Here is a 24,979-nt window from a genome sequence, read left to right on the forward strand (position 1 = left end):
TACGGTCCCGGCGTGACCGACAAGAAGGACTACTTCGGAGAGCCGATCGCGGCGCGGTACGACGATCCCTCGGACGACATGTTCGCGCCTGATCTGGTGGAGTCGACGGCGGACTTCCTGGCCGGGCTCGCGGGCACGGGCCGGGCGCTCGAACTCGGCATCGGCACCGGGCGGATCGCGCTGCCGCTGGCGCGGCGCGGGATCCCGGTGCACGGCATCGACCTGTCCCGGGCGATGGTGGAGCGGCTGCGCGCCAAGCCGGGCGGCGACGCGATCGGGGTGACCCTCGGGGACTTCACCGGGACGAAGGTGGACGGCACCTTCGCCCTCGCGTACCTCGTCTTCAACACGATCATGAACCTGACGACCCAGGCAGACCAGGTGGCCTGCTTCCGCAACGTCGCGGACCACCTCGAACCGGGTGGCGCCTTCGTGATCGAGGTGGTGGTCCCCGAGCTGCGCAAGCTCCCGCCCGGTCAGCGGGTCGTACCCTTCCACACGAGTGCGACGCGCTGGGCGTACGACGAGTACGACGTCGCCACCCAGTCGGTGAGCTCGAACTACGTGGACGTCGTGGACGGGCGGGGCGATTTCCGCTCGATCCCGTTCCGCTACGTGTGGCCCGCCGAACTCGACCTGATGGCGCAGCTCGCCGGGATGCGGCTGCGCGAGCGCTTCGAGGACTGGGACCGGAGCCCGTTCGGCAATGAGAGCGGCCGGCACGTCTCGGTGTGGGAGAAGCCGGCCGGCTGACCGCGCGTCCCCGGAGACGCCCCGGGTGCGCACGGACCACCGGCCCGCCAGGCGGTCCGTGGTGGCAGGCGGCTCCCGGGGCCCGACGGCCGTACTTCGTTACCGCTCGGGGCCGCCGGGCGGCAGCATGGGGGCATGGGCACCAAGCCGCTGCTGCTGATCGACATCGACGGTCCGCTGAACCCCTACCTGGCGCTGTCCCGGCGCCGGAACCCGGCGGGGTACCGGCGCCTGCGGATGCGCCCGACGGGGTGGGAGATGGGGCAGGGTCTGCCGGTGCTGCTCAATCCGGCGCACGGCGGCGAGCTGCTGGCGCTGGCGGACCGGTACGAACTGGTCTGGGCGACCACCTGGAAGGACGAGGCCAACGAGTGGGTCGGACCGCCGCTGGGGCTGCCCCCGCTGCCGTTCGTCGACTGGCCGGTGGTGGGCGGGAGCACGGGCGACGGGGTCTTCTGGAAGACGCCGCACGTCGTGGCGTACGCGGCCGGGCGGCCGTTCGCCTGGATCGACGACGAGGTCGGCGAGCAGGACCGGGCGTGGGTGGCGGCGCACCACCCCGGCCCGGCGCTGCTGCGGCAGGTCGATCCGGCGGTCGGCCTGGAGCGGCGGGACTTCGACGCGCTGGCCGCCTGGGCCGCCTGAGGCACGTCCGGCGTGGGGCGGCCGTCGGCTCCGGGGCCGTCAGCTCCGAGGGCCGTAGGCTCCGCGGGCCGTCAGCTCCAGGGGAGGGCGGCCCGGTACCGCCAGTACGCCTCCGGGTCCTCCACCAGGCTGCCGAACCGGGCGCGCTCCTCCTCGTCGAGGTCGAGCGTGACGGCGTGCAGGTTGCCGGAGAGCTGACCGACCGTGGCGGCGCCGGACAGGACGACCCCGGCCCAGGGCTGGTGGAGCACATGGGCGAGGGCCACCGCGTCGCTGCCGAGTTCCCGGTCGAGGGCGATCTCGCGGATCAGCGCCGGGGCCTGCGTACCGGCCAGCCGGCCGTTCGCCATGGCCTCCTTGACGATCACCGTGAGTCCGGCTTCGTGGGCCTCGGCGAGCGCCGGGCCCGCCGAGGTCTCCAGGGCGTTGAAGGTGGCCTGGACGGTACGGAAGAGGGGTTCGCCGTCGACCGTGACGGCGAGGGCCGCCAGGATGGCGTCCTTCTGGCCGGGGCCGCTGGTGGAGAGGCCGATCGTGACGCCCTCGGCGGCCAGGCCGGCGAGCCGGGCGTGGAGTTCCTTGTCGGTGAGGGCCGGGCTGTCGGCGGTCACCGAGTGGATCTGGTAGAGGTCGAGCCGGTCGCCGAGCAGGGCGCGGGTCTCGGCGCGCTGGCGGTCGAAGGTGGCCACCCCGTGGTCCTTGACCTCGTGGGCCTCGGCCTCGACCGACCAGTCGGCGGTGTAGGTGTAGCCCCATTTGCTGCCGACCACCACGTCGGTGAGAGCGGGGCGGGCGATCAGCCACTCGGCGAGGAACGCCTCGGAGCGGCCGTAGGAGCGGGCCACGTCGATGTAGCGGACGCCCTGGGCGTAGGCCGCGTCCAGGAGTTCGTGGGTGCGGTCGCGCAGGGCGTCGGGGGTGCGGTCCTCGGGCAGGTCGAGTTCGCGGTGGAGATTGATGTAGCCGGGCCTGCCGACTGCGGCGAGGCCGAGCCCGATGTGGGCGGTCGAGGCGGTGGCCGCGGTCAGGCGGTCGAACGGCATCGCGGGCTCCTCGTGGTCCGGGGGCGGTTCTTCGCCCTTCCCCGTCAACGTAGCCCGCGGCGCCGTTCGTACACCTCGGACCCACCCGGGAGACCCGGTCGGGACGCGCGTGTCCGGACCGGGCGGGTGGGCCCGGTCCGGACGGTGGCCGGCTACTTCCGGGCGGTCGCCCAGGCGTGCTGGACCGCGAGGTCCTGCTTGATCTCGGCGAGCTGGACCGCGACGGCGGACGGTGCCGTGCCGCCGCGGCCGTTGCGGGAGGCGAGCGCGCCGGGCACGTCGAGGACGGTACGGACCTCGGGCGTGAGGTGCTCGGAGATCTTCGCGAACTGCTCGTCGGTCAGCTCGTCGAGCTCGATGCCGTGGTGCTCGCACTCCTTGACGCACTCGCCGGCGACCTCGTGGGCGACCCGGAAGGGAACGCCCTGCTTGACCAGCCACTCGGCGATGTCGGTGGCGAGCGAGAAGCCGGCCGGGGCCAGCTCCTCCATGCGCTCGCGGTTGACGGTGAGCGTGGCCATCATGCCGGTGAAGGCGGGGAGCAGGACCTCCAGCTGGTCGCAGGAGTCGAAGACGGGCTCCTTGTCCTCCTGGAGGTCGCGGTTGTACGCGAGCGGGAGGGCCTTGAGGGTCGCCAGCAGGCCGGTCAGGTTGCCGATGAGCCGGCCCGACTTGCCGCGCGCCAGCTCGGCGATGTCGGGGTTCTTCTTCTGCGGCATGATCGAGGAGCCGGTGGAGAACGCGTCGTGCAGGGTGACGAAGGAGAACTCCTTCGTGTTCCAGATGATGATCTCCTCGGCGATCCGGGAGAGGTTGATCCCGGTCATCGCGGTGATGAACGCGAACTCGGCGACGAAGTCGCGCGAGGCGGTGCCGTCGATGGAGTTGGCGACGGAGCCGCGCTCGAAGCCGAGGTCGGCGGCGACCGCCTCCGGGTCGAGCCCGAGGGAGGAACCGGCCAGCGCGCCGGAGCCGTACGGCGAGACGGCCGTCCGCTCGTCCCACTGGCGCAGCCGCTCGGCGTCCCGGGAGAAGGCCTGCACGTGGGCGAGGACGTGGTGGGCGAAGAGCACCGGCTGGGCGTGCTGGAGGTGGGTGCGGCCGGGCATGGCGACGTCCGGGTGGGCCTCGGCGAGGCCCACCAGTGCGTCCTGGAGCTCGGCGACGAGTCCGCCGATGATCCGGGCGTGGTCGCGCAGGTACATCCGGAAGAGCGTGGTGACCTGGTCGTTGCGGGACCGGCCGGCGCGGAGCTTGCCGCCGAGGTCCTTGCCGACGCGCTCCAGCAGGCCGCGCTCCAGCGCGGTGTGGACGTCCTCGTCGGCGACGGTGCCGGTGAACGAGCCGTCGGTGACGTCGGCTTCGAGCTGGTCGAGTCCGCCGGTCATGCGGGTGAGCTCGTCGTCGGTGAGCAGGCCCGCCTTGTTCAGGACACGCGCGTGGGCACGGGATCCGGCGATGTCGTAGGGAGCCAGCCGCCAGTCGAAGTGGACCGAGGCGGACAGCTTGGCCAGCGCCTCGGCCGGTCCGTCGGCGAAACGGCCGCCCCAGAGGCGTACGTCGCTGTTGCCGTTGCCGTTGGCGTTGCTCACTGCGTGCTCCTCGAAGAACAAGGGGGTGGATGTGCGACCGCCTCCCCGCCGCGGAGGATCGGGGAGGCCGGTTTCGTACGCGTGGTGCGGGCGTGGCGCGCGCTGTCGGGCGGGGTCGCGCCGGGCGGCGGCGGTCTTCGCGGAGGGGGTGGGAGATCCTCCGCGGTGCGCCCACCGTCGGTATAACTATGCAATCCTCCGTATGTTTTGTCAACGCGGCTGGTGGCGGGCGCCCCGGCCGGGCCGCCACGTCCGTGGAGCGGCGGGACGCCTCAGGCCGGGGAGGCGGCCTCCGCCGGTTCAACGGCCCATGCCTGCCAGGGGGTACGGGCCGCGATCGCCGCCCGCCACGGGCGCAGCACCTTCGGGGGCATGTCCACCGCCACCACCCCGGTCAGGAAGCGGCCGGTGCGGTACGCGACGACGAAGGGACCGCCTGCCATGTCCCCCTCGACGACGCGGGCCTCTTCGTGGTCGCGGAGGTGCCCGTACGCCTGGATCTTCAGCCCGTACTGGTCGGACCAGAAGTAGGGGACGGGTGCGAACGGTCTGGGGTGGCCGGGATCGAGGAGGTTGCGGGCCGCGGCCATGCCCTGCTCGGCCGCGTTCGTACGGTGCTCGACCCGCATGGCGGTGCCGAAGAGCGGGTTGCGCCACCGGGCCACGTCCCCGGCGGCGTGGATGCCGGGGGCGGCGGCGCAGTACTCGTCGCATCCCACCCCGTCGGTCAGGTCGAGACCGCTGCCGGCGAGCCACTCGGTGTTGGGCCGGGAACCGATGGCGACGAGTACGTCGTCGGCCCCGGCCTCCGTCCCGTCGGACAGGTGGACCCCCGTGACCCGGCCCCCGGCCGTCCTGATCCCGGTGACCTTCGTGCCGGTTCTCAGGTCGACGCCGTGGTCGCGGTGGATCCGGGCCAGGTGGGCCCCCAGCCGCCGGCCGAGGACATGGGCGAGCGGTACCTCGGCGGGCTCGACGAGGGTGACGGCGGCCCCGAGGGAACGGGCCGCGGCAGCCGCTTCCGTTCCGAGGAACCCGGCGCCCACCACGACCAGCCGGCCGCCGGACGCCAGGCGGTCGCGCAGCGCCAGGGCGTCCTCCAGGCCGCGCAGGACGTGGACGCCCGGTGTCCCGCACTCCGGCAGGCGGCGGGGCCGGACCCCGGTGGCGACGACCAGGTTGTCGTAGCGGAGTTCGGTGCCGTCGGCGAGGGTCACCGTGCGTGCGGCCGGGGCGAGGGCGGTGGCGGCGGTCCCGAGCCGCAGGTCGAGCCCGAGGGCGTCCAGGTCCTCGGGCCGGCGCAGCCGCAGGCGGTCGGCCTGCCATGTCCCGGTGAGGATCTGCTTCGACAGCGGCGGCCGGTCGTAGGGCGGGTGGGCCTCCTCGCCCACGAGCGTGAGGGAGCCGTCGAACCCCCCGCGCCGCAGGGTCTCGGCGGCGGACAGACCTGCCGCCGAGGCGCCCACCACCACGATGCGGCGCGGCGGCGCCGCCGTCACTCCTCCTCCAGCCAGATCGCCGCGGCCGGGCAGACGGCCACGGACTCCCTCACGTCCTCGTGGTCCACGGCGTCCGGCCGGTCGACGAGGACCTGGACGATGCCGTCGTCGTCCTGGTCGAAGACGGTCGGGGCCGCCAGGACGCACTGCCCGGACGCGACACACTTGGGCTGATCGACTTTGACGCGCATGCGCTTCTCGATTCTGTGGTCGGTACTACCAGGTGACGGGCAGTTCGTAGACGCCGTAGATGACGCCGTCGTGCTTGAAGCGGAGCTGGTCGACCCCGGTGGCCAGGGCCAGGGTGGGGATGCGCCGGTAGAGGGTGCTGTAGACGACCTGGAGTTCCACGCGGGCCAGCGGCTGGCCGAGGCACTGGTGGACGCCGAACCCGAAGGCGACGTGCCGACGGGCGTCACGGGTGATGTCGAGCCGGTCGGGCTCGGCGAAGAGCTCCGGATCGCGGTTGGCGACGTCCGTGGCGCAGATCACGCCGTCCCCGGCGCGCAGGGTGACGCCGCCGATCTCGATGTCCTCCACCGCCACGCGCAGGCGCCCGGAGTGGACGATGGTCAGGTAGCGCAGCAGCTCCTCCACCGTCGCGGCGATCGCCTTGGGGTCGTCGGTCTCGCGGAGCAGGGCGAGCTGGTCCGGGTGCTGGAGCAGGGCGACCGTGCCCAGCGCGATCATGTTCGCGGTGGTCTCGTGGCCCGCGGCGAGCAGGAGCGAGCCCATCTCGGCGGCCTCGCGCGCCGTCAGCTCCCCCGTGGCCACGCGCTTGGTGGCCAGGTCGGACAGGATGTCGTCTCCCGGCTCGGCCAGCTTGTCGGCCAGCAGGTCCTCGAGGTAGCCGATGAGTGCCTCCGAGGCGGCGATCACCTCCTCGGGATCACCGTTGCGGCGGACCAGGACCTTGGTGTGCTTCTGGAAGAAGTCGTGCTTGTCGTAGGGCACTCCGAGCAGTTCGCAGATGACCAGGCTGGGCAGCGGCAGGGCGAACGCCTCGACGAGGTCCACGGGCCCGGGGGCGGCCAGCATGGTGTCGATCAGCCCGTCGACGATCTTCTGGATCGCCGGCCGCATCGCCTCCACCTTCTTGATCGCGAAGGGGGCCGTCACCATCCGGCGCATGCGGGCGTGGCCGGGGTCGTCCATGGTGATGAAGGTCTGGCGGGTGTGGGCCCGGGCCTTCGCCCCGGCGTCGCGGTGGGGATACCCGGGCCGGGCGGGGTCGGCGCTGATGCGCGGGTCGCCGAGCAGGGCGCGGACCTGGTCGTGACGGGTGACCAGCCAGGGGTTGCCGCCGTCCCACAGGCGCACCCGGGAGATGGGCTCGGAGTCCTGCTGTTCCCGCAGTGCGGGGGGCGGATCGAACGGGCAGCCGGCCGCCCTGGCCATGGGGAATTCGGGGTGGGGGGTCGGCGTCGTCGTGGTCACGGTCTCGGTCATGCCTGCCTCCTCGGCAGAAGGACGTCGGACGGAATCCCTCGCGGAACTAGGTGCCTGAGGCCCGGAACCAGATGCCCAGGACACGGAACTAGATGCCTGGGGCAACGATATGGGTGGAGGGAGCTCCGTCAACAGAGCCCCGGGGCTCGCCGTCGCTATCCGGCCACGCGTTGATCAAGCGGGATGTCCGGCTCTGCGCCCATTGCCGCGGGGGGACCGGCCGCGAGGGGCGGGGCCGACGCGACGGGGTCCGTCAGCCGATTTGGCCTGGACTCGGGCCCGGACGCTCCCTCGCATGTCGCACCGGACCGCCCCGCCGTACGCCTCCCGGGGCCCGGGCGGCGGACGCCCGGGCTGCCCATAGGCTGCGCCCATGCGGAAGCCGATCCACCCGTCCCCCGCGCGCGACCTCGCGCCGCACGAGCACCTGCTGCTGGGCAACCCCCTGGCCGCCGCCGTGGACACGGCCGATCCCGAGGCCTGGATCGGTCTCGACCGGCGGATCCGCGCGACGACCGCGAGGGGAGGTACGAGCAGGCCGCCCGGCGCCCATCCCGCGAGCCCGTCACCCGGCGCCCCCTCCACCGCCGCTCCGCCCGGCGCACCCGCCGCGACCACTCCGTCCGGCGCCCACCCCGCGAGCCCGTCACCCGGCGCCCCCTCCGCGGGCCCCGGCACCGCGGGCTCCGGGGTTCCCGGCCGCCCCCTCGCCCCCGACTGGGACGACAGTGTCCAGGACGTGACCTGGTCGGTCTTCCCACCGTCCGAGCCGGAGACCGCCCTCGCGCTCTGCCATCACCGGTGGCAGGTGCGCCAGGCCGCCCTGCCGTTCGCCGCCGGACGCCCCGCCCTGCTCCCGCTGCTGCTCCTGCGGTGCGCGGACGGCCGGGCTCCGGTACGCGACCGGGCCCGCCGGACGCTCGGCACGGCCCTGGACGGGCCGGGGGGCGCGGGGCGCGCCGCGGAACTGGTCCCGCTGGCCGTACGGCTGACGCTCCGCCCGCACGGCGGCCCCGGTCTCGCGCTGGTCCTCGCCGTCGCCGGCACGCTTCCGTCCTCGCTGCCCGGCCGGTTGCTGGCGAGCCCCCGCCAAAGGGCCCGGCTGCTCGGCACCGGGCTCTGCCTGGACCGGGGCCTCCTGCCGGCCGCCCGGCTCACGGAGCTGGTCCTCACCGCCGAGGACCGGGCGGTCCGCCGGCTCTGCACCGACGCACTCCTCGCGCGGGTCTCCCCCGGTGATCCGGACCGCCTCCTCGACCCGCTGCTCACCGCGTCCTCGGCGGCGACCCGGTCCTCGGCGGTGACCGCGCTGCACCGGGCGGGCCGCGGCCCGGAGGCGTACGGCCGTCTCGCCGATCCCTCGGCCCGGGTGCGGTCGGCCGCCCGGCTGGTGCTGCGGCTGGAGGGCACGGACCCGTGGGCGTTCTACCGGGAGCGGTGCGCGGATCCGGCCGCGCCCGGCCTGCCGCCGGGCGCGGTGTTCGGGCTGGCCGAATCCGGGGCGCCGGACGCGGCCGGTCTGCTGCGGCCGCTGACGCTCCATCCGGAGGGCCGGGTGCGCGCGGCGGCCCTGGCCGGGCTGCGCATGCTGGGCGTGGTCTCCCCCGACGAGCTGATGGCCGCCATGGACGATCCCCATCCGCCGGTGGTGCGCACCGCCCGCAAGGCGCTGGAGCCGTACGTCCTGTTCGTGCCGGAGGAGTGGCTGGCCGCACTGGTGGCCCCCGCCCGGCCGGCGCACGTCCGCCGGGCCGGTCTCCGTCTCCTCGGCGCGCACGGCCTCGGCCTGCGCAAGCGGGTGCTGGCGGGGATGGAGGAGGACGAGGATCCTGAGGTCGCCCACGAGGCGCAGCGCGCCCGGTACGAGCCGCTGCCACCCGCCTGAGCCGAGGGAGCGAGGGCCTGCGGTGGCCGAAAAGCAGCGACCACAGGACCTCCTGACGGCAGATAATCCGCACATGGGAAAGACCTACGAACGCATTGACGGACGGCTGCGCGCGTTCATCGAGGAGCAGCCCCTCTTCTTCACCGCGACCGCTCCCCTGGACGGTGACGGCACGGTCAACCTCTCCCCCAAGGGCGTCAGCGGCTCGTTCGCGGTGCTCGACGAGACGACGGTGGCGTACCTCGACTTCGCCGGGAGCAACTCGGAGACCATCGCCCATCTGCGGGAGAACGGCCGCATCACGCTCATGTGGTGTGCGTTCCAGGGCCCGCCCAACATCGTGCGGGTGCACGGCCGGGGCGAACCGGTCTTCCGCGACGACCCCCGCTTCCCCGGGCTGCTGGCGCGCTTCGACCAGGTGGATCCGACGCCCCACGGGCTGCGCGCCGTCATCGTGGTGACGGCCGGACTGATCCGTGACACCTGCGGGTTCGCCGTGCCGTTCCTCGCGTACGAGCGGGACCGGCCGCTGCACGCGGACCGGTTCGCCCGGGAGGACGACGAGAGCCTCGGCTCGTACTTCGAGAAGAAGCCCGACATCGCCACCAGCATCGACGGCCTGCCCGGCCTGCCGCTTCCGCTGCCGCCGATGCCCGCCCCGGCCCCGCGCTGACGGACGCTTCCCCGAGCGTTCCTCTGGACCGTACGGAGCACCCCGGTGGAGCCACGTCCCCGCCGCCCGTACGGTCCGGAGCATGCGCAAATCCCTGGTGACCCTGTCCGTCCTCCTGGCCCTGGCGGGTTCCGTCGCGGCGGGCCCGCCCGCCGCCGCCGGCCGGACGGTGCCCGAGCGGCTGGCCGACACGGGCGGCGGCCGGCAGCTGATCGTCGCCGAGGCCCCCGCGGCCGGGTCCACCACCGGCACGGTCACCTGGTGGGAGCTGCGGCGGGGGCGGTGGGTGGAGGCGGGGTCCGCGCCGGCCCGGTTCGGGGCGGCGGGTCTCGCCGAGGGGCGTACCCGGCAGCAGGGCACGAACACCACGCCGACGGGCCTGTACGGACTTCCGTACGCCTTCGGTGTGCGGGCCGCTCCGGCCGGTACGGCGTATCCGTACCGCAGGGTGACGGACGGTTCGTGGTGGTGCCAGGACAACGAGGCGCGCGACTACAACCGGTGGGTGGAGCCGCTGCCGTCCGACTGCCGGGCCTCGGAGGCGGAGCAGCTGGTCACGTACCCCACGCAGTACGCGCGGGCGCTGGTGATCGGCTTCAACTACGCGAAGCCGGTACGGGGCCGGGGCGCGGGGATCTTCCTGCACGTCGACGGCGAAGGGGCGACGGCCGGCTGCGTCTCGGTGCCGGCGGGGGCGATGGACCGCGTCCTGGCGTGGGCCGACCCGGACGCGCACCCGCACATCGCCATCGGCACCTCCGGCGGGGCGCTGGCGGTCACCCGTTACTGACGCGCCCACGGCGCACCCGAGCCCGGTCCGCGAGTGGCGGACCGGGCTCGGGTGCGCGTGGCGCCGCGTGTGTCAGCGTTCGTTCTGCGCCAGACGCAGCAGGTGGTCGGCGAGCGCCTGGCCCCCGGCCGCGTCACGGCTGATCAGCATCAGCGTGTCGTCCCCGGCGATGGTGCCGAGGACGTCGTGGAGTTCGGCCTGGTCGATGGCCGAGGCGAGGAACTGTGCGGCGCCCGGGGGCGTGCGCAGGACGACGAGGTTGGCCGAGGCCTCCGCGGAGATGAGCAGCTCCGAGGAGAGGCGCCGCATCCGCTCCTCCTTGGCGGAGCCGCCCAGCGGCGCCTGCGGGGTGCGGAAGCCGCCCTCGCTCGGCACCGCGTAGATGAGCTCCCCGCCGGTGTTGCGGATCTTGACCGCGCCCAGTTCGTCGAGGTCGCGGGAGAGCGTCGCCTGGGTGACGCTCAGTCCGTCGTCGGAGAGCAGCTTGGCCAGCTGGCTCTGCGAGCGCACCGGCTGCCGGTTCAGGATGTCCACGATCCGACGGTGGCGTGCCGTGCGGGTCTGCGGCACGGCAGGGCCTCCGTGCTCGGTGTCCTGCGCCTCGGTCATCGTCGTCGCCTCATTCTCCGGGTGCTCATGCTCCGGGTTCTCCGTCGCCCTCGCCCGGGTTCACCGTGTCCAGGGCACCCCGCAGCACGGCCAGGAAGGCGTCCACCTCGGCGTCGCCGATGATCAGCGGCGGCATCAGCCGGACGACATCGGGCGCGGGGGCGTTGACCAGCAGTCCCGCTTCCTGGGCCGCCTGCTGCACCTGCGGTGCGTGGGGTCCCGTGAGCACGATACCCAGCAGCAGGCCGGAGCCGCGGACGTGGGAGACGAGGGGGTGTCCGAGACCCTCGACCTCGTCCCGGATGCGCTCGCCGAGCCGCTTCACGTTGTCGAGCGCGCCGTCCGCCGCCAGGGTGTCCAGCACGGCGAGGCCCGCCGCGCAGGCGATCGGGTTGCCGCCGAAGGTGGTGCCGTGCTGGCCCGGCTTGAGCAGGTCGGCCGCGGCGCCGAAGGCGACGGTCACGCCGAGCGGCAGTCCGCCGCCGATGCCCTTGGCGAGGGTGACGATGTCGGGCTCGACGTCCTCGTGGGCCTGGTACTCGAACCAGGTGCCGCACCGGCCGATGCCGGTCTGCACCTCGTCGAGGACGAGCAGCGTGCCGGTGGCCCGGGTGATCTCGCGGGCCGCGGTGAGGTAGCCCTTGGGCGGGACGACCACGCCCTTCTCGCCCTGGATCGGCTCGATGACCAGGAGCGCGGTGTCCGTGGTGACCGCGGCCCGGAGCGCTTCCACGTCCCCGAACGGCACGTGGGTGACCTCGCCGGGCAGCGGCAGGAACGGCTCCCGCTTCGCCGACTGTCCGGTGAGAGCGAGCGCGCCCATGGTCCGGCCGTGGAAGCCGCCGGTGGTGGCCACCATGCCGGTCCGGCCGGTGAGCCGGCCGATCTTGAAGGCGGCTTCGTTGGCCTCGGCGCCGGAGTTGGCGAAGTAGACCCGTCCGCTCCGGCCGAAGAGCTGGAGCAGCCGCTCGGCGAGCGCGACCGGCGGTTCGGCGATGAAGAGGTTGGAGACGTGGCCGAGGGAGGCGATCTGCGTGGAGACGGCCTCGACGATCGCGGGGTGGGCGTGGCCCAGCGCGTTCACCGCGATCCCGCCGACGAAGTCGAGGTACTCCTTGCCGTCGGCGTCCCAGACGCGGGCGCCCTCGCCGCGGACCAGGGGGATCTGCGGCGTGCCGTAGTTGTCCATCAGCGCGTGGCTCCACCGCTGACCGAGTTCCGCGTTCGTCATGCTGCCCCCTCCGTGCCGTTCTCGGCTGTCGTGCCGGCGTCGGGCACGACCATCGTGCCGACCCCCTCGTCCGTGAAGATCTCCAGCAGGATCGCGTGCTGGACGCGCCCGTCGATGACCCTGGCGGTCTCGACGCCGTTGCGCACCGCGTACAGGCAGCCCTGCATCTTCGGGACCATGCCGCTGGACAGCTCCGGCAGGAGCTTCTCCAGCTCGGTCGCCGTGATCCGGCTGATCACGTCGTCGCTGTGCGGCCAGTCCTCGTACAGCCCCTCGACGTCGGTGAGGACCATCAGCGTCTCGGCGTTCAGCGCGGCGGCCAGGGCGGCCGCGGCGGTGTCGGCGTTGACGTTGTAGACGTGGTTGTCGTCGGCGGAGCGCGCGATCGAGGAGATGACCGGGATGCGGCCGTCCGCCAGCAGGGCCTCGATGGCCCCGGTGTCGATCTCGGTGATCTCGCCGACCCGGCCGATGTCGATGAGCTCGCCGTCGATGGTCGGGCGGTGCTGGACGGCGGTCATGGTGCGGGCGTCCTCGCCGGTCATGCCGACGGCGAGCGGCCCGTGCTGGTTGAGCAGGCCGACGAGCTCGCGCTGCACCTGTCCGGCCAGCACCATCCGTACGACGTCCATCGCCTCGGGCGTGGTGACCCGCAGTCCGGCCTTGAACTCGCTGACCAGGCCCTGCTTGTCGAGCTGGGCGTTGATCTGCGGACCTCCGCCGTGCACGACGACGGGCTTGAGGCCGGCCTGCCGCAGGAAGACGACGTCCTGGGCGAAGGCGGCCTTCAGGTCCTCGTCGATCATGGCGTTGCCGCCGAACTTGATGACGACGGTCCGGCCGTTGTGCCGGGTGAGCCAGGGCAGCGCTTCGATGAGGATCTGCGCCTTCGGGAGGGCGGTGTGCTTCCGCGCCGTGCTCTTCTCGGTGTTCGTGTTCTTCGAGTCGCTCATGAGCTGTACGCGCTGTTCTCGTGGACGTACTCGGCGGTGAGGTCGTTCGCCCAGATGACGGCCGACTCGGTGCCGGCGGAGAGGTCGGCGGTGATCCGGACCTCGCGGTACCGCATGTCGACGAGGTCGCGGTCGTCGCCGACGCTGCCGTTCTTGCAGACCCAGACGTCGTTGATGGCGACGTTCAGCTGGTCGGGGTCGAAGGCGGCCCGGGTGGTGCCGATCGCGGAGAGCACGCGGCCCCAGTTGGGGTCCTCGCCGTGGATGGCGCACTTGAGGAGGTTGTTGCGGGCGATGGAGCGGCCCACCTCGACGGCGTCGTCCTCGGTCGCGGCTCCCACGACCTCGATCCGGATGTCCTTGGAGGCACCCTCGGCGTCGCCGATGAGCTGCCGGGCCAGGTCGGCGCAGACGGTCCGTACGGCCGCGGCGAACGCGTCCTGCTCCGGGGTGATGCCGCTGGCGCCGGAGGCGAGGAGCAGCACGGTGTCGTTGGTCGACATGCAGCCGTCCGAGTCGACCCGGTCGAAGGTGGTGCGGGTGGCGTCGCGCAGGGCGGCGTCCAGCGCGGACGCCTCGACGTCGGCGTCGGTGGTGAGGACGACGAGCATGGTGGCGAGGCCCGGGGCGAGCATGCCCGCGCCCTTGGCCATGCCGCCGACGGTCCAGCCCTCGCCGGCGGCCACCGCGGTCTTGTGGACGGTGTCGGTGGTCTTGATGGCGATGGCGGCGTCCGTGCCGCCTTCCGTGCTGAGCGCGGCGGCGGCCTTGTCGATGCCCGCGAGCAGCTTCTCCATGGGGAGCAGCGTGCCGATGAGCCCGGTGGAGCAGACGGCGACCTCGCCCGCGCTGTGGCCCTCGAGGACCTCGGCGGCCTTCTCGGCGGTGGCGTGCGTGTCCTGGAAGCCCTTGGGGCCCGTACAGGCGTTGGCGCCACCGGAGTTGAGGACGACGGCGGAGACCTCGCCGCCCTTGAGGACCTGCTGGGACCAGAGGACGGGTGCGGCCTTGACGCGGTTGGAGGTGAAGACTCCCGCGGCGGCGCGGCGCGGCCCGAGGTTGACCACGAGGGCCAGGTCCGGGTTGCCGCTCTCCTTGATCCCGGCGGCGATGCCCGCCGCCGAGAATCCTTGTGCTGCCGTGACGCTCACTGCATCTCCTCGTTCGCTTCTCCGCCCGCGCGGTGCGGCGCTGCGGGGGTTTCCGTGGTGGTCGGGGGCCCGGCGTCCGTACGCCCGGCGCCCGGGGCGGGTGCGGCCGGGCGCACGCCGGTCAGGGGGCCACGCCGACCGTGGTCAGGCCGGTGTCCTCGGGCAGCCCGAGGGCGATGTTCGTGCTCTGCAGGGCGCCCCCGGCGGTGCCCTTGGCGAGGTTGTCGATGGCGCTGATCACGATGATCCGGGCGGCGGCGGGGTCGTACGCCACCTGGATCTGGACGGCGTTGGAGCCGTACACGGCCGCGGTGGCGGGCCACTGGCCCTCGGGGAGGAGCTCGACGAACGGCTCGTCCGCGTACGCCTTCTCGTAGGCGGCGCGGAGCGCCTCCGCGTCCACGCCCGGCTTCGCCTTGGCGCTGCAGGTGGCGAGGATGCCCCGGGGCATGGGGGCGAGGGTCGGGGTGAAGGAGACGGAGACGCGTTCCCCGGCGACGGCGCTGAGGTTCTGCGTGATCTCCGGGGTGTGCCGGTGACCGCCGCCGACGCCGTACGGAGTCATGTTCCCCATCACCTCGGAGCCGAGGAGGTGCGGCTTGGCCGCCTTGCCGGCGCCGGAGGTGCCGGACGCGGCGACGACGACCGCCTCGGGTTCGGCGAGCCCGGCGGCGTACGCCGGGAAGAGCGCGAGGGAGACGGCGGTCGGGTAGCAGCCGGGGACGGCGATCCGCTTGGACCCGGCGAGCGCGGCGCGGGCGCCGGGCAGCTCGGGCAGGCCGTAGGGCCACGTACCGGCGTGCGGCGAACCGTAGAATTTCTCCCAGTCCCCGGCGTCCTTGAGCCGGAAGTCGGCCCCCATGTCGACGACCAGGACCTCGTCCCCGAGCTGCTCGGCGACGGCGGCGGACTGCCCGTGCGGCAGGGCGAGGAACACCACGTCGTGCCCGGCGAGCACCTCCGCGGTGGTCGGCTCCAGCACCCGGCCGGCGAGGGGCCGCAGGTGCGGCTGGAGCGCACCGAGCGTCTGCCCCGCGTTGGAGTGGCCGGTCAGGGCGCCGATCTCGATCTCGGGGTGGGCCAGCAGCAGGCGCAGCAGCTCACCGCCGGCGTATCCGCTCGCCCCTGCCACCGCTGCACGTACCACCATCGGAATCCTCCTCATCGATGGCATGACTATACGCAGGTGTGCACTTTTATGCAAAGGTTCTGGGAGGCTCGGCCGAAGCGGAATGCGACGGCCGGCGACAGTCGGCGGTCGGCCACTGACAGTGGCGGGTCACGCTCTGTACGCGACCGGGTCCCCAGACGATCTCTGCCCCTCAGTGACCGGAACGGCGATGAGCCCGCCGGCCATCGCCGACCGGACTCGCCAACCACGTCCGGCCACAGACACGTCACCTGCGAGATCCCCCGGCGATCCGCCAACTGTCAGCAGCCGTCACACGGGATCGTCCGGGGGCGCTCCGCCCTCGACGAGCCGTGGCGGACGATGCCGGCGAACGAGGGCGGCAGGTGCACCTCCGCCGCCGGTGGCCGATCGCTCCATCGCGCGGCCCGGGGCGCCATCTGCCACGGAACCCGGTGGACGGCACCCCGGAGCCTTTTCAGGGGTTCAGCATGGAATTCGACTCCAGGAGAGCGCCGGGCACGGCGAAGCCCTCCACGAGGGACAGCGAGTGCGGCACGAGAACGTCGAGGAGCTTCCCGGTGACCTTGTACAGGTTGCGGACCTGGTCGGCCGTCATCCTGCCCTCGGCCAGGAGGTCCCCGCTGTGCGCGGCCACCTGGCGCAGCGCGAACAGCCCGAACAGGTCCAGCAGCAGCCTCCGCCCCTGGTCGGAGCCGGCCCGGGCCGCCGCCGTGAGCATCTCCTCCCCGGCCCGCCGTCGGACGTGGGCGTCCACCAGCGTGAGAGCCGGGCCCACGATGTTGTTCCACCGTGCCGACGCCGAGGGGGCGGGCTGGTGGCGTTCCTCGCTGGCCCTGTCGTGCCAGATGCGCTCGACATCGGACAGGAGGTCCAGCTGGAACTGAGGATCGGTCAGCAGGCGTTCGGCGGGAGGGATTTCACTCGGCGGCTTCAGGGCGATGGCGCCGAGGGCCATCTCTCCGCCGGCCTTGGCGGCGACGACCTGGTTGTCCCCCTCGGCGGTGATGGTTCCCTCGTTGGCCGCGAGCTGCATGGCGATGCCGTGGCCGAGGAACAGCCCGCGGGCGCCACTCCTCTCCCGGCAGGCCGTCATCGTCCTGCGGGCCTCCCACGTGATCCATGTCTTGGCGACGGCTATGTCCCGCTCGCACGCCGCGCGGTCCTCGTCCGTGCCGTCAGCGGCGCGGGTCCACCGCGTGACCACCGACCGGTGGAGCAGGGTGGCCGCGTACGTGGTGGCCACCGCCTCCAGGAGGGGGGCGTGGTGACTGCGGTGCTCGATCAGGGGCTGCGTCGCCCGGGTGGTCATCGACGACGTGATCCGGTCGTGGGAGAGCCGCATGGTCACGGCCAGCGCGTGGCGCGTCGCGCCGAGGCTGTACCCGGACATGCACAGCTTGCCCATGGTGACCCGGCCTATGGAGTGCAGGTACCGGCGCCGGGGACTGCCCACGGCGCTGCTGAACCCCCCCTCGCGGGTGAGGCGTCCGTGGTCGCCCTGGAGCATCGCCTCGTAGGGCAGACGCACACCGCGGAACGTCGTGACGCAGTGATCGACCGGGGCACTGGCCGTCTCTGCAAGTTCGCGCACCTCGATCCCCGGCAGGTGGACCCCGTCGGCATCGCTCAGCGGGGTCAGGAAGAGGAAGATCCCGTGGTCGGTACCGTCGACCATCAGACGTGCGGCCACGACCGCCGCCTTCGCACCGCCGGCCGAGGACGTGTTGGGCATGAACTTCGCGGCCCCGGGCGTCGGAGTGTCCAGGACGAATCCGCCCGACTCCCGGTCGAACGTCGCCGTGGTCTCACATCTCGCCGCGTCATTGCCGTGACCGAGCTCCGTACACAGAAACGTCCCGGTCCGATCGGCGAACCCGGCCAGATCGTCGCCGGTGCGGCCGTGGTCGACCAGGCTCCCGAGAAACAGGTTGAAGTGGATCGAGCTCACGGTGGCCATGCCCGGGTCGACCCCGGCCCACTCGTGGAGGGCGGACAGCTCCGCCGCGTCCGCCACGAACCGCTCCATCCGGCCGGGAACAGCTGCGCGCACCAGCCGGAGACGCTCGTAGGAGAGCGCTATCCGCTCCTCACGGGTCAGCCCTTCACGGAACGAGAAGGGGGCCGAGCTGAACAGACCGCGCCAGCGATCATGCGTCTCGGCGAGGCGGCCGCCGTAGAGCGCGTGGGTGAGATCGGCGGTGAGCGAGAGCGGCGGGTGGGGGGCGTGGTCGCGAATCTGATGGGAAGTCACATCGGAACGCTAATAGCAATCACGGGGTCTCTCAGAGTGATGATCAACACGATTGGCGTGATCTCATCCGCGGTAGGCGCCTGCCACCGGACACGGAACCCCCTGCCGACAGCGGGGTGACGCAGCCCGACGCGCGTGGGCGGCGGACTCGACAGCTGTGACGCCATGACTGGCCTCTTCACTCCGCGCCGTGCCCCAAGTGCCCTTCGGGAGTAGGCCCGTGGCCCACCGGTTCCGTCGGGACCGGGGCTATCTGCTGTCTGGAACACCCCTCGGGTGGCGGCGTTCACCCTCGCGGTGACGGGTTTCGCCTTGGGGGTGTCCACGCTCGTGGTCTGGATCGGACTCCCCACACTGGCCGGAACTCTGCGCGCTGCCGGGGCCTGGCCAATTCGGAACGCCAGGTGCACCGCGCCGTGAGGCTCAGGTGCACCGCCCCGTGCGGCTCAGGTGCACCGCCCCGTGCGGCTGGGGACACGGCCGGCCGGTGGAAGGTTCGAAGCGGCCGGTGAAGCCGGATGCGCTCGTCCGGTTCCCGCGCTGAAAGGCACCCGTACGGTTCCGAGGGGGCCGGGGATCCGGCCAGGGATCCGGCCAGGGATCCGACCGGGGATCAGCAAGGCTTCTCCGGCCACCCGGTGCGCCGATCGGTGGAAGCCGGGCGGCGCGGGACGTGTCGTCCGGCGGAACCGGTGGTCCGCTCGCCACGCTGGACGGTCTTTGCCCGTTCACGAGTAGGGGTGAGTTCCATGGACCCATCACGCGGTATCAGCAGGCGTGCGCTACTGGCGGCGACTCCCGCCCTGGCCGCCGGCGCACTTCAGACCCCCCGCGCTTCGGCGTCGGCGGCGCCGCGGTTCAGCCGGCCTCCGGTGATCGGGTCGGCGGACGGTGTCCTGTCGACCACGCTGCGGGTCGCGTACGCCCGGCGCACGCTCGCCGGGGTCGGCGACGTCGATCTCCGCCTCTACAACGGAGAAGCCATCGGACCGACGCTCCGCGTACGGCCGGGCGACCTGCTCGACATCGAGCACATCAACGATCTGCCGCCCGACCCCGATCAGGCCGCTCACAGCGACCACAACGTGCCGCACCGGTTCAACACGGTGAACCTGCACACCCACGGGCTCCACGTGTCGCCGAGCGGCGAGGCGGACAACGTCTTCCGGGAGTTCGCTCCCTACGATCCGGCCAACGGCCAGACCGTCACGAGCTACCGCAGCCGCATCGAGATCCCCTCCGGCCACGAGGGCGGCACGTACTGGTACCACTCGCACGTGCACGGGTCGACCGCCGTCCAGCTGTCCGGCGGCCTGCTGGGCGCGATCGTCGTGGAGGGCGCGATCGACCGGGTTCCGGAGATCGCGGCCGCGAGCGACGTCGTGATGGCGATCGGTGAACTCAAGCTCTCGAACGGCCAGGTGCCGGACCTGCACGCCGAGGGCGACCTCGACTCGGTCGAGTCGACGTACGTCGTGAACGGCCTCTTCCGGCCGGTGATCCAGGTGCGCGAGGGCGAGGTGCAGCGCTGGCGCCTGATCAACGCGTCGGCGTTCACCGTCCTGCCGATCCGGGTGGAGGGACACGCGCTGCACCAGATCGCCGTGGACGGCATCGCCCTCACCCGGACCGTCGAGCTCGACGGAGTCACCCTGGCGATGGGCAACCGGTCCGACGTCATGATCAGGGCGCAGCGCCCGGGCGACTACCGGATCATGGCGGGCGACATCCTGCTGGCGACGATGACCGTGCGGTCCGGCTCCGGCGCGCGGATGGAACTGCCCACGGACCTGCCGGGGCCCACCCCGTACATCGATCCGGGTGCGGTGACCCGCCGCCGCTCCCTGACCTTCCACAGCGACAGGAACGCCTTCCCCGGGCAGCCCTTCCCGCAGGCGTTCCGCATCACCGGCGACGGAGCGACGCCGGCGACCCGCGACGTGGCCGATCCGACGGATCCGACGTACGGCCGGTTCGATCCGGACCACGTCAACCACACTCTCCGGCTCGGCGACACGGAGGAATGGACCCTGCGCAACAACTCGAACGGCCACCCCGTCCACCCGTTCCACCTGCACACCAACCACTTCCTGGTGACCGCCGTCGACGGCCGCGCCCTCGCCACGCCGGTGTGGCAGGACACCATCGGCATCAGGCGGGGAGGCTCGGTGACCCTGCGCGTCCGCTTCGAGGACTTCACCGGCCGGGCCCTCGTCCACTGCCACCAGCTCCAGCACGAGGACCAGGGGATGATGCAGCTCATCGAATACGTCGAGTGACTCCGAACGGATCGGTACGGCCCGGAAGGAACTGAACGGCCTGCCCGAGGAACGGCCCGGGCGGTTCTGAGGACCGCCCGGCCGTACGATCCCCCGGTACGACGGCCGGGAGGGCGGGGATCGGCTTCTGGACCGCGTGGAGGCCGGGCGGTTGCTGCCGCTCCTGGACGATACGGCCGCCGGTGTCGTCCGGGAGGCGGCCGTCGCCCTGGTGCCGTCGGCGGGGCAACTGCCCGCCGAGTGGCTGCTGGAACGCCTCTCCGGGCCGCCCCGGCACCCCGCGCTGTACCCCGCCGACAACCCGCCCCGCCTCCGACCCGCCCCGGATCAAGCGGCGGCGCGCTCGGCTTCGGCGCGGCGACGCAGCGCGGCCTGCTGGATGGCGGGCGGGTCGTACGCCATGTCGAGCCTCCCGATGTCGGTGCCGGGGGGCACCACGGCGTCGATCCGGTCGAGGATCTCGTCGCTCAGGCTGACTTCGGCGCCCGCGAGCAGGTCGTCGAGGTGGGCCATGGTGCGCGGTCCGATGATCGCCGAGGTGACACCGGGGTGGGCGATGGCGAAGGCGGTGGCGAGGTGCGTCAGGGGCATCCCCGCCTTCTCGGCGAGGGGGATGAGCTGTTCGACGACGTCGAGGCGTCGTTCGTCCTTCAGGTGCTTGAAGCCGAAGCCCGCGCGGTGCGTGGTGGGCTCCTGGCCCTTGCGGTAACGGCCGGTGAGCAGGCCCCCGGCCAGCGGGCTCCAGACCAGCGCGCCGATTCCGTACCGTTCGCAGGCCGGGAGCACCTCGCGTTCGATGCCCCGGTTGAGGATCGAGTACGTCGGCTGCTCGGTGCGGAAACGCTGCAGGCCGCGCCGTTCGGCGGTCCACTGCGCCTCGACGATGTCGGTGGCGGGGAAGGCGGAGGAGCCGATCGCCCGGACCTTGCCGGAGCGGACCAGGTCGGTGAGGGCGGAGAGGGTCTCCTCGATGTCGGTGTCCGGCGCCGGACGGTGGATCTGGAACAGGTCCACGTGGTCGGTACCCAGCCGGCGCAGCGAGTCCTCCAGGGCGCGGACCAGCCAACGCCGTGAGTTCCCCTGCTGGTTGGGGTCGTCGCCCATCGGGAGGTGGGCCTTGGTGGCCAGCACGACGTGGTCGCGGCGGCCCTTGAGCGCCTTGCCGACGATCTCCTCGGACTCGCCGCGCGAGTAGGCGTCGGCGGTGTCCACGAAGTTGATGCCCGCGTCCAGCGCCTTGTGGATGATGCGGACCGATTCGTCGTGGTCGGGATTCCCCATGGCGCCGAACATCATGGCGCCCAGGCAGTACGGGCTGACCTTGATGCCGGTCCGGCCCAGCGTGCGGTATCGCATGGTTCTCCTTGTGTGCACGGCCTTGTGCCGAGTCTTGTACGGACGGCCCCGCATGTACGGCGCCTGCGACGGCCCCGTCCGGTTCGGCGAACCGAAAACGGAACATCGTTCCGGAACGACAATACGGAACGATGTTCCGATTCACAAGGAGCCACGAGGAGCCACGAGGAGCCACGAGGAAAGGGGAGACCTCCGGGCCGGTCACGTGCTGCCGGCCGCCTCCCTTCGACGGAGAACGTGGTCGAGGAGGGCGGGCCGCTCGTGCCGCCGACCTGCCCGCGCGGGCCCGCGGCCGGGCCAACGCCCGCCGACAACAATTCGGTTGAAGCCGTTCCCCTCGTCGGAGAACATCGCCGGATGTTCTCCCGCAGGAACCACCGCCCGAAGTCCGCCGCACTCCCGAAGTCCGCCGCACTCCTCGACGCCTGGAGGAGCCTCGACACCGGGGACGTACCCGGCGCTCTGCGCCAGGTACGGGCCGCCGGTGAGAACCAGCCGAGGGATGACGTGGCGCTGGTGATCGGGCGAGCGGCCGCGGCGGCTGGTTTCGACGACCTCCGGGACGCCTCGGCGACGCTGTCCGCCGACCCCGAGGACGCGCGGGCCCTGTACCGCTTCGGATACGCCTGTATCGAGCGCGGGCTGGACGACCTGGCCGTTCCCCCGCTCCGGGAGGCGCTGCGCCTGAGTCCGGGCTCACTCGCGGTGGTGCACGAACTGGTCGCGGCGTACGAGAGCCAGGGCCTGCACCGTGACGCGGTGGAGCTGCTGACCGGGTACGAGAAGAGCTTCTCCGACTGGCCGGAACGCTATCTCCTGGTCCACAACGCCATCCTCTCCGGCGACCTCGAACTGGCGCGGCGTCAGCACGCCTTGCTGCCGGCTCCCCAGGACCCGCAGTGGCTGGCGCCCCGGGACCGGCAGAACCGGATGCTGGAACGCGCCGCGAGCGCCGCCGGTACGACCTCGCTGGACGGCACCGACCTGCGCGGCTGGCAGTTCGTGATCGGCGGAACGCTGCTCGGCACGCTGTCTCCGTACGGCTTCACCGCCGGAATGACCGGGCGCTACGCCTTCTTCCAGGACTCGTACGCCCAGTGCCTGCTCGGGCTCCAGCGTCTGAAGTCCCTGCTGGCCGCGGCGGAGGTGACGCCGCGTTCGGTTGCCCTGCTGCCGGGTCGTGGCAGCCGGATCCTCGGCCTCGCGGCGGCCGAGGTCCTGGGGCTGCCCGCGCGGCCCTTCCGCCCCGGTGAGCCGGACACCGTCGTGATCGCGTACGACCTCGTCGAGGTGGCCGAGGAGGACGGCGGGCGGGAAGCGCTCCTGGGCCTGGTGGAGCGCGCCCGCGGGCAGGTGCTGCACGAGCACGCGAGCTGCTGGACCGATGCCCCGGGGGTCACGGCGGACAGCGTCACGCTCCTGCACCAGTCCGTGGCGGCGCCCTGGGCGGAACAGCTGCGTGCGGGCGCCGGCGGCGACGTTGAGCGAGGTCCGGCCGACGGCCGTCCGGCCGAGGCGCTCGCGGCCGAGATCCTCGGGGCGGATCCCGCTCCGGCCCCGGGCGACGGCGACTCCCCCGCCGATCCGGTGGAGGTGCTCGAAGCCTTCACCGCGGGCGTCCGGGGTTCGTGGCTGCGAGGCCCCCGGCGCGGGCTCGCCTCGTCGGGGCCGGTGCGCAGCTCCCGGTTCGCCTGAGCCGCCGTCCCCCGGGAACGGGTGGTGAGCGGACAGGCGTCAGCGCGACTCGTCCGGGTCGAAGCTCGCGAAGTAGGCGGCGGCCATGTCCTCGTGGCCGTGGCCCTGAGCGGCGGCCCGGGCGAAGCGGTCCGCGCTCGCGGCGGCACCGTCGAGGCGGACGCCGTACCGCTCACCGGCCTCCACGATCAGGCGGGCGTCCTTCTCGGCCGTGGTCACCGCGAAGCTGGCCGGTTCGAGGCCGTCGTCGAGGATGAGGCCGGCCTTGGCGCGCAGATAGCCCATGTCGAGCGGGCCGCCGGCGATGGCGTCGAAGAAGTCCTGCGGGTTCACCCCGAGGGCCTTGGCGAGCGCCAGGGATTCTCCGGTGGCGGTGGTGGCGGCGATGACCCAGCTGTTGGCGACGAGCTTGAGGCGGGTGGCGCCGCCGTCGGCCCCGTCCTCACCCGTCCAGACCGTACGGGCCCCGACCGCGTCCAGGACCGGGGCGACGGCGGCCCGCCGCCGCGCCGGTCCCGCCGCGAGGACCAGCAGCTGCCCGGCCTCGGCGGGCTGCCGGGTGCCGAGCACCGGTGCGTCGAAGAAGACCAGGCCGTGCTCGTCGGCGAAGGCGGCGAGCGCCTCGACGGCGTCGACGCCCACGGTGGTCGACTGCACCCAGGCGGTCCCGGAACGGAGTGCGGGGGCCGCCTGCCGCATGACCTCCGCCACCGCCACCCCGTCGTACAGCATCGTCAGGACCACGTCGGCGCCGTCGACTGCCTCGGCGGGGGTGCCGGCGATCCGCGCCCCGTCCCGGGCCAGCGGCTCGGCCTTGTCCCGGGTGCGGTTCCAGACCTGTACGGAGTGTCCGGCGCGGGCGAGGTTGCGGGCCATGGCGGCGCCCATGATCCCGGTGCCCAGAACGCTGACGGTCAGTGTGTCGGTCATGGTCGGTGTCGGCCTCTCTGCCAGGTGGAACACGGACGCTGAAGCGGCGGCGCCTTCGGCCGACGCCCCCACCCGCACGTTACGTGGTGCCGAGGAGTCCGGGGACGACGTGCGGCGGGAGGCGGGAGGCGGGAGGCGTCGGATCATCTCGGCGACCGGCAGGGCGGGGTCGGCCGCGGCAGCCTGGCCTGCTCGTGGTCGGCGTGGTCGAGCAGCACGGCGCGTACGGGCGGAGGCAGGGCCGGGTGGCGGGCCGCACCTCGGCGTGCGGGTGCCGGGCGAGCCGGCTGGCGGCGGTCGTGGACATGGTCCGGAACGCGAGCTCGGCCGCCACCCGTACGTCGGGGTCCGCGGCGGGCGTCGCGGTCACGCCGTCGGGGAGGTCCGGGAGGGCGGCGAGCCACTCCCGCCACCGGAATTGGGGCCGGGGCGGGGCCACCCGGTTATCCGGTGGCCCCCCTGCCCGCTCCGGGCAGCCGGATCGGGCGGGGGGACGGAGCGGCCGGCCCGGCCGCGGGCACAGCTCCGCCCGGCCGCGCGAGGTGTGCCGGCGGCCGGGCGGTGGTGGAGCGTGGATCAGGAGTCGGAGTCGGCCTTCGCGGCACGCGCGGCGTTCCGCTCCTTGATGCGGACGGCCTCCTTGCGGACGTCGGCCTGGGTGGCGCGCTCCGCGCTCAGCCATTCCGGCATCTCGTTCTTGAGGGCGTCGATCTGCTCGGTGGTGAGCGGCTCGGTGACTCCGCCGCGCGCGAGGCCCGAGATGGAGACGCCCAGCTTGGCGGCGACGACCGGGCGGGGGTGCGGGCCGTTGCGGCGCAGCTCTTCCAGCCAGGCCGGCGGTTCGGCCTGCAGCGCGTTGAACTCGCTGCGCGAGACCACACCCTCCTGGAACTCGGCGGGGGTGGCTTCGAGGTACACACCCAGCTTCTTCGCCGCGGTGGCGGGCTTCATCGTCTGGGGTGTCTGGTGCGAGGTCATGTGTCAAGAGTAGCGAGCGTGTGCGAGGCCGCCGACCACACCGCTCGCTACGGGTGGCGCGAGG

Annotated in this window: 22 protein-coding genes; 8 read left to right on the forward strand and 14 right to left on the reverse strand. The window is 72.9% G+C overall.

Translation table 11 applies throughout. The features are described from left to right. Window positions 1-12 precede the first annotated feature (12 nt). Together ACWCSV_RS23600 and ACWCSV_RS23605 are read left to right on the forward strand one after the other, a co-directional pair. Window positions 13-753, forward strand: coding sequence for a class I SAM-dependent DNA methyltransferase (locus ACWCSV_RS23600; RefSeq protein ID WP_451145255.1), 741 nt, complete (start codon window positions 13-15; stop codon window positions 751-753). Window positions 754-888: 135 nt separating this feature from the next. Continuing rightward, entirely contained in the window at window positions 889-1,398 is a 510-nt protein-coding gene (locus ACWCSV_RS23605; RefSeq protein WP_451145257.1) for a hypothetical protein, read from the forward strand. Window positions 1,399-1,469: 71 nt separating this feature from the next. On the opposite strand, the gene ACWCSV_RS23610 is transcribed toward ACWCSV_RS23605, so the two are convergent. From ACWCSV_RS23610 to ACWCSV_RS23630, 5 genes are all read right to left on the reverse strand, one after another. Further along, window positions 1,470-2,441: an aldo/keto reductase gene (locus ACWCSV_RS23610; RefSeq protein WP_451145259.1), complete on the reverse strand. Its 972-nt coding sequence runs from the start codon at window positions 2,439-2,441 to the stop codon at window positions 1,470-1,472. Window positions 2,442-2,593: 152 nt separating this feature from the next. Next, the gene (gene argH, locus ACWCSV_RS23615) at window positions 2,594-4,033 is read right to left on the reverse strand and encodes an argininosuccinate lyase (protein ID WP_451145261.1); all 1,440 of its coding nucleotides are present in this window, start codon (window positions 4,031-4,033) and stop codon (window positions 2,594-2,596) included. A gap of 272 nt (window positions 4,034-4,305) precedes the next feature. Continuing rightward, window positions 4,306-5,532, reverse strand: a complete 1,227-nt coding sequence (locus tag ACWCSV_RS23620) for an NAD(P)/FAD-dependent oxidoreductase (protein WP_451145263.1) — start codon at window positions 5,530-5,532, stop codon at window positions 4,306-4,308. Further along, window positions 5,529-5,723 carry a ferredoxin gene (locus tag ACWCSV_RS23625; protein WP_451145265.1) on the reverse strand — a complete coding sequence of 65 codons (195 nt, stop codon included), beginning with the start codon at window positions 5,721-5,723 and terminating at the stop codon, window positions 5,529-5,531. Before ACWCSV_RS23625 ends, ACWCSV_RS23620 begins: the two co-directional genes overlap by 4 nt. A 25-nt stretch (window positions 5,724-5,748) precedes the next feature. Further along, entirely contained in the window at window positions 5,749-6,981 is a 1,233-nt protein-coding gene (locus tag ACWCSV_RS23630) for a cytochrome P450 (protein WP_451145267.1), read from the reverse strand. 373 nt (window positions 6,982-7,354) lie between these two features. Between ACWCSV_RS23630 and ACWCSV_RS23635 the strand changes: the two genes are divergently transcribed. From ACWCSV_RS23635 to ACWCSV_RS23645, 3 genes are all read left to right on the forward strand, one after another. Then, entirely contained in the window at window positions 7,355-8,866 is a 1,512-nt protein-coding gene (locus ACWCSV_RS23635) for a hypothetical protein (protein WP_451145269.1), read from the forward strand. Window positions 8,867-8,939: 73 nt separating this feature from the next. Further along, the gene (locus ACWCSV_RS23640; RefSeq protein ID WP_451145271.1) at window positions 8,940-9,539 is read left to right on the forward strand and encodes a pyridoxamine 5'-phosphate oxidase family protein; all 600 of its coding nucleotides are present in this window, start codon (window positions 8,940-8,942) and stop codon (window positions 9,537-9,539) included. Window positions 9,540-9,621: 82 nt separating this feature from the next. Then, complete coding sequence (locus ACWCSV_RS23645; protein WP_451145273.1) at window positions 9,622-10,329, forward strand: L,D-transpeptidase family protein; 708 nt, start codon at window positions 9,622-9,624, stop codon at window positions 10,327-10,329. A 72-nt stretch (window positions 10,330-10,401) separates the two neighbouring features. Here the strand turns inward: ACWCSV_RS23645 and ACWCSV_RS23650 are convergent, their stop codons facing one another. The 6 genes from ACWCSV_RS23650 to ACWCSV_RS23675 form a co-directional block, all read right to left on the reverse strand. Next, window positions 10,402-10,938 (reverse strand): arginine repressor, encoded by a 537-nt coding sequence (locus tag ACWCSV_RS23650; RefSeq protein ID WP_451145275.1) that lies wholly within the window; start codon window positions 10,936-10,938, stop codon window positions 10,402-10,404. A 25-nt stretch (window positions 10,939-10,963) separates the two neighbouring features. Then, the gene (locus tag ACWCSV_RS23655; RefSeq protein WP_451145276.1) at window positions 10,964-12,169 is read right to left on the reverse strand and encodes an acetylornithine transaminase; all 1,206 of its coding nucleotides are present in this window, start codon (window positions 12,167-12,169) and stop codon (window positions 10,964-10,966) included. Then, complete coding sequence (argB, locus tag ACWCSV_RS23660) at window positions 12,166-13,122, reverse strand: acetylglutamate kinase (RefSeq protein ID WP_451145278.1); 957 nt, start codon at window positions 13,120-13,122, stop codon at window positions 12,166-12,168. Before argB ends, ACWCSV_RS23655 begins: the two co-directional genes overlap by 4 nt. Continuing rightward, complete coding sequence (argJ, locus tag ACWCSV_RS23665; protein WP_451145280.1) at window positions 13,119-14,273, reverse strand: bifunctional glutamate N-acetyltransferase/amino-acid acetyltransferase ArgJ; 1,155 nt, start codon at window positions 14,271-14,273, stop codon at window positions 13,119-13,121. The genes argB and argJ overlap by 4 nt, the downstream gene beginning before the upstream one ends. A gap of 121 nt (window positions 14,274-14,394) precedes the next feature. After that, window positions 14,395-15,423 carry an N-acetyl-gamma-glutamyl-phosphate reductase gene (argC, locus tag ACWCSV_RS23670; RefSeq protein WP_451145282.1) on the reverse strand — a complete coding sequence of 343 codons (1,029 nt, stop codon included), beginning with the start codon at window positions 15,421-15,423 and terminating at the stop codon, window positions 14,395-14,397. A 457-nt stretch (window positions 15,424-15,880) separates the two neighbouring features. Beyond that, a complete protein-coding gene (locus ACWCSV_RS23675) occupies window positions 15,881-17,677 on the reverse strand; it encodes an acyl-CoA dehydrogenase family protein (RefSeq protein WP_451145284.1) in 1,797 nt (598 codons plus the stop codon). 276 nt (window positions 17,678-17,953) lie between these two features. Here ACWCSV_RS23675 and ACWCSV_RS23680 point away from each other — a divergent pair, with 276 nt between their 5' ends. Together ACWCSV_RS23680 and ACWCSV_RS23685 are read left to right on the forward strand one after the other, a co-directional pair. Then, entirely contained in the window at window positions 17,954-18,097 is a 144-nt protein-coding gene (locus ACWCSV_RS23680) for a sensor domain-containing protein (RefSeq protein WP_451145286.1), read from the forward strand. Window positions 18,098-18,426: 329 nt separating this feature from the next. Continuing rightward, window positions 18,427-19,956 (forward strand): multicopper oxidase family protein, encoded by a 1,530-nt coding sequence (locus tag ACWCSV_RS23685; protein ID WP_451145288.1) that lies wholly within the window; start codon window positions 18,427-18,429, stop codon window positions 19,954-19,956. A gap of 327 nt (window positions 19,957-20,283) precedes the next feature. Here the strand turns inward: ACWCSV_RS23685 and ACWCSV_RS23690 are convergent, their stop codons facing one another. Continuing rightward, window positions 20,284-21,312, reverse strand: a complete 1,029-nt coding sequence (locus ACWCSV_RS23690) for an aldo/keto reductase (RefSeq protein ID WP_451145290.1) — start codon at window positions 21,310-21,312, stop codon at window positions 20,284-20,286. Between the two features lie 357 nt (window positions 21,313-21,669). On the opposite strand from ACWCSV_RS23690, the gene ACWCSV_RS23695 reads away from it, so the two are divergent. Beyond that, on the forward strand, window positions 21,670-23,007 hold the full coding sequence (locus ACWCSV_RS23695; RefSeq protein ID WP_451145292.1) for a hypothetical protein: 1,338 nt from the start codon (window positions 21,670-21,672) through the stop codon (window positions 23,005-23,007). Window positions 23,008-23,046: 39 nt separating this feature from the next. Here the strand turns inward: ACWCSV_RS23695 and ACWCSV_RS23700 are convergent, their stop codons facing one another. Both ACWCSV_RS23700 and ACWCSV_RS23705 read right to left on the reverse strand, forming a co-directional pair. Then, a complete protein-coding gene (locus tag ACWCSV_RS23700) occupies window positions 23,047-23,937 on the reverse strand; it encodes an NAD(P)-dependent oxidoreductase (protein WP_451145294.1) in 891 nt (296 codons plus the stop codon). 576 nt (window positions 23,938-24,513) lie between these two features. Next, window positions 24,514-24,915 (reverse strand): DUF5997 family protein, encoded by a 402-nt coding sequence (locus ACWCSV_RS23705; protein ID WP_450772600.1) that lies wholly within the window; start codon window positions 24,913-24,915, stop codon window positions 24,514-24,516. Window positions 24,916-24,979 lie beyond the last annotated feature (64 nt).

It is taken from the genome of Streptomyces sp. NPDC001770, from assembly GCF_053596135.1.

What these genes read in the sequence shown, in the direction of transcription:
- ACWCSV_RS23605 (WP_451145257.1), top strand. Translation starts at nt 889, where the DNA reads ATGGGCACCAAGCCGCTGCTGCTGATCGACATCGACGGTCCGCTGAAC.
- ACWCSV_RS23610 (WP_451145259.1), bottom strand. Translation starts at nt 2,441, where the DNA reads ATGCCGTTCGACCGCCTGACCGCGGCCACCGCCTCGACCGCCCACATC.
- ACWCSV_RS23625 (WP_451145265.1), bottom strand. Translation starts at nt 5,723, where the DNA reads ATGCGCGTCAAAGTCGATCAGCCCAAGTGTGTCGCGTCCGGGCAGTGC.
- ACWCSV_RS23630 (WP_451145267.1), bottom strand. Translation starts at nt 6,981, where the DNA reads ATGACCGAGACCGTGACCACGACGACGCCGACCCCCCACCCCGAATTC.
- ACWCSV_RS23635 (WP_451145269.1), top strand. Translation starts at nt 7,355, where the DNA reads ATGCGGAAGCCGATCCACCCGTCCCCCGCGCGCGACCTCGCGCCGCAC.
- ACWCSV_RS23640 (WP_451145271.1), top strand. Translation starts at nt 8,940, where the DNA reads ATGGGAAAGACCTACGAACGCATTGACGGACGGCTGCGCGCGTTCATC.
- ACWCSV_RS23645 (WP_451145273.1), top strand. Translation starts at nt 9,622, where the DNA reads ATGCGCAAATCCCTGGTGACCCTGTCCGTCCTCCTGGCCCTGGCGGGT.
- ACWCSV_RS23650 (WP_451145275.1), bottom strand. Translation starts at nt 10,938, where the DNA reads ATGACCGAGGCGCAGGACACCGAGCACGGAGGCCCTGCCGTGCCGCAG.
- ACWCSV_RS23655 (WP_451145276.1), bottom strand. Translation starts at nt 12,169, where the DNA reads ATGACGAACGCGGAACTCGGTCAGCGGTGGAGCCACGCGCTGATGGAC.
- argB (WP_451145278.1), bottom strand. Translation starts at nt 13,122, where the DNA reads ATGAGCGACTCGAAGAACACGAACACCGAGAAGAGCACGGCGCGGAAG.
- argC (WP_451145282.1), bottom strand. Translation starts at nt 15,423, where the DNA reads ATGGTGGTACGTGCAGCGGTGGCAGGGGCGAGCGGATACGCCGGCGGT.
- ACWCSV_RS23685 (WP_451145288.1), top strand. Translation starts at nt 18,427, where the DNA reads ATGGACCCATCACGCGGTATCAGCAGGCGTGCGCTACTGGCGGCGACT.
- ACWCSV_RS23690 (WP_451145290.1), bottom strand. Translation starts at nt 21,312, where the DNA reads ATGCGATACCGCACGCTGGGCCGGACCGGCATCAAGGTCAGCCCGTAC.
- ACWCSV_RS23695 (WP_451145292.1), top strand. Translation starts at nt 21,670, where the DNA reads ATGTTCTCCCGCAGGAACCACCGCCCGAAGTCCGCCGCACTCCCGAAG.
- ACWCSV_RS23700 (WP_451145294.1), bottom strand. Translation starts at nt 23,937, where the DNA reads ATGACCGACACACTGACCGTCAGCGTTCTGGGCACCGGGATCATGGGC.
- ACWCSV_RS23705 (WP_450772600.1), bottom strand. Translation starts at nt 24,915, where the DNA reads ATGACCTCGCACCAGACACCCCAGACGATGAAGCCCGCCACCGCGGCG.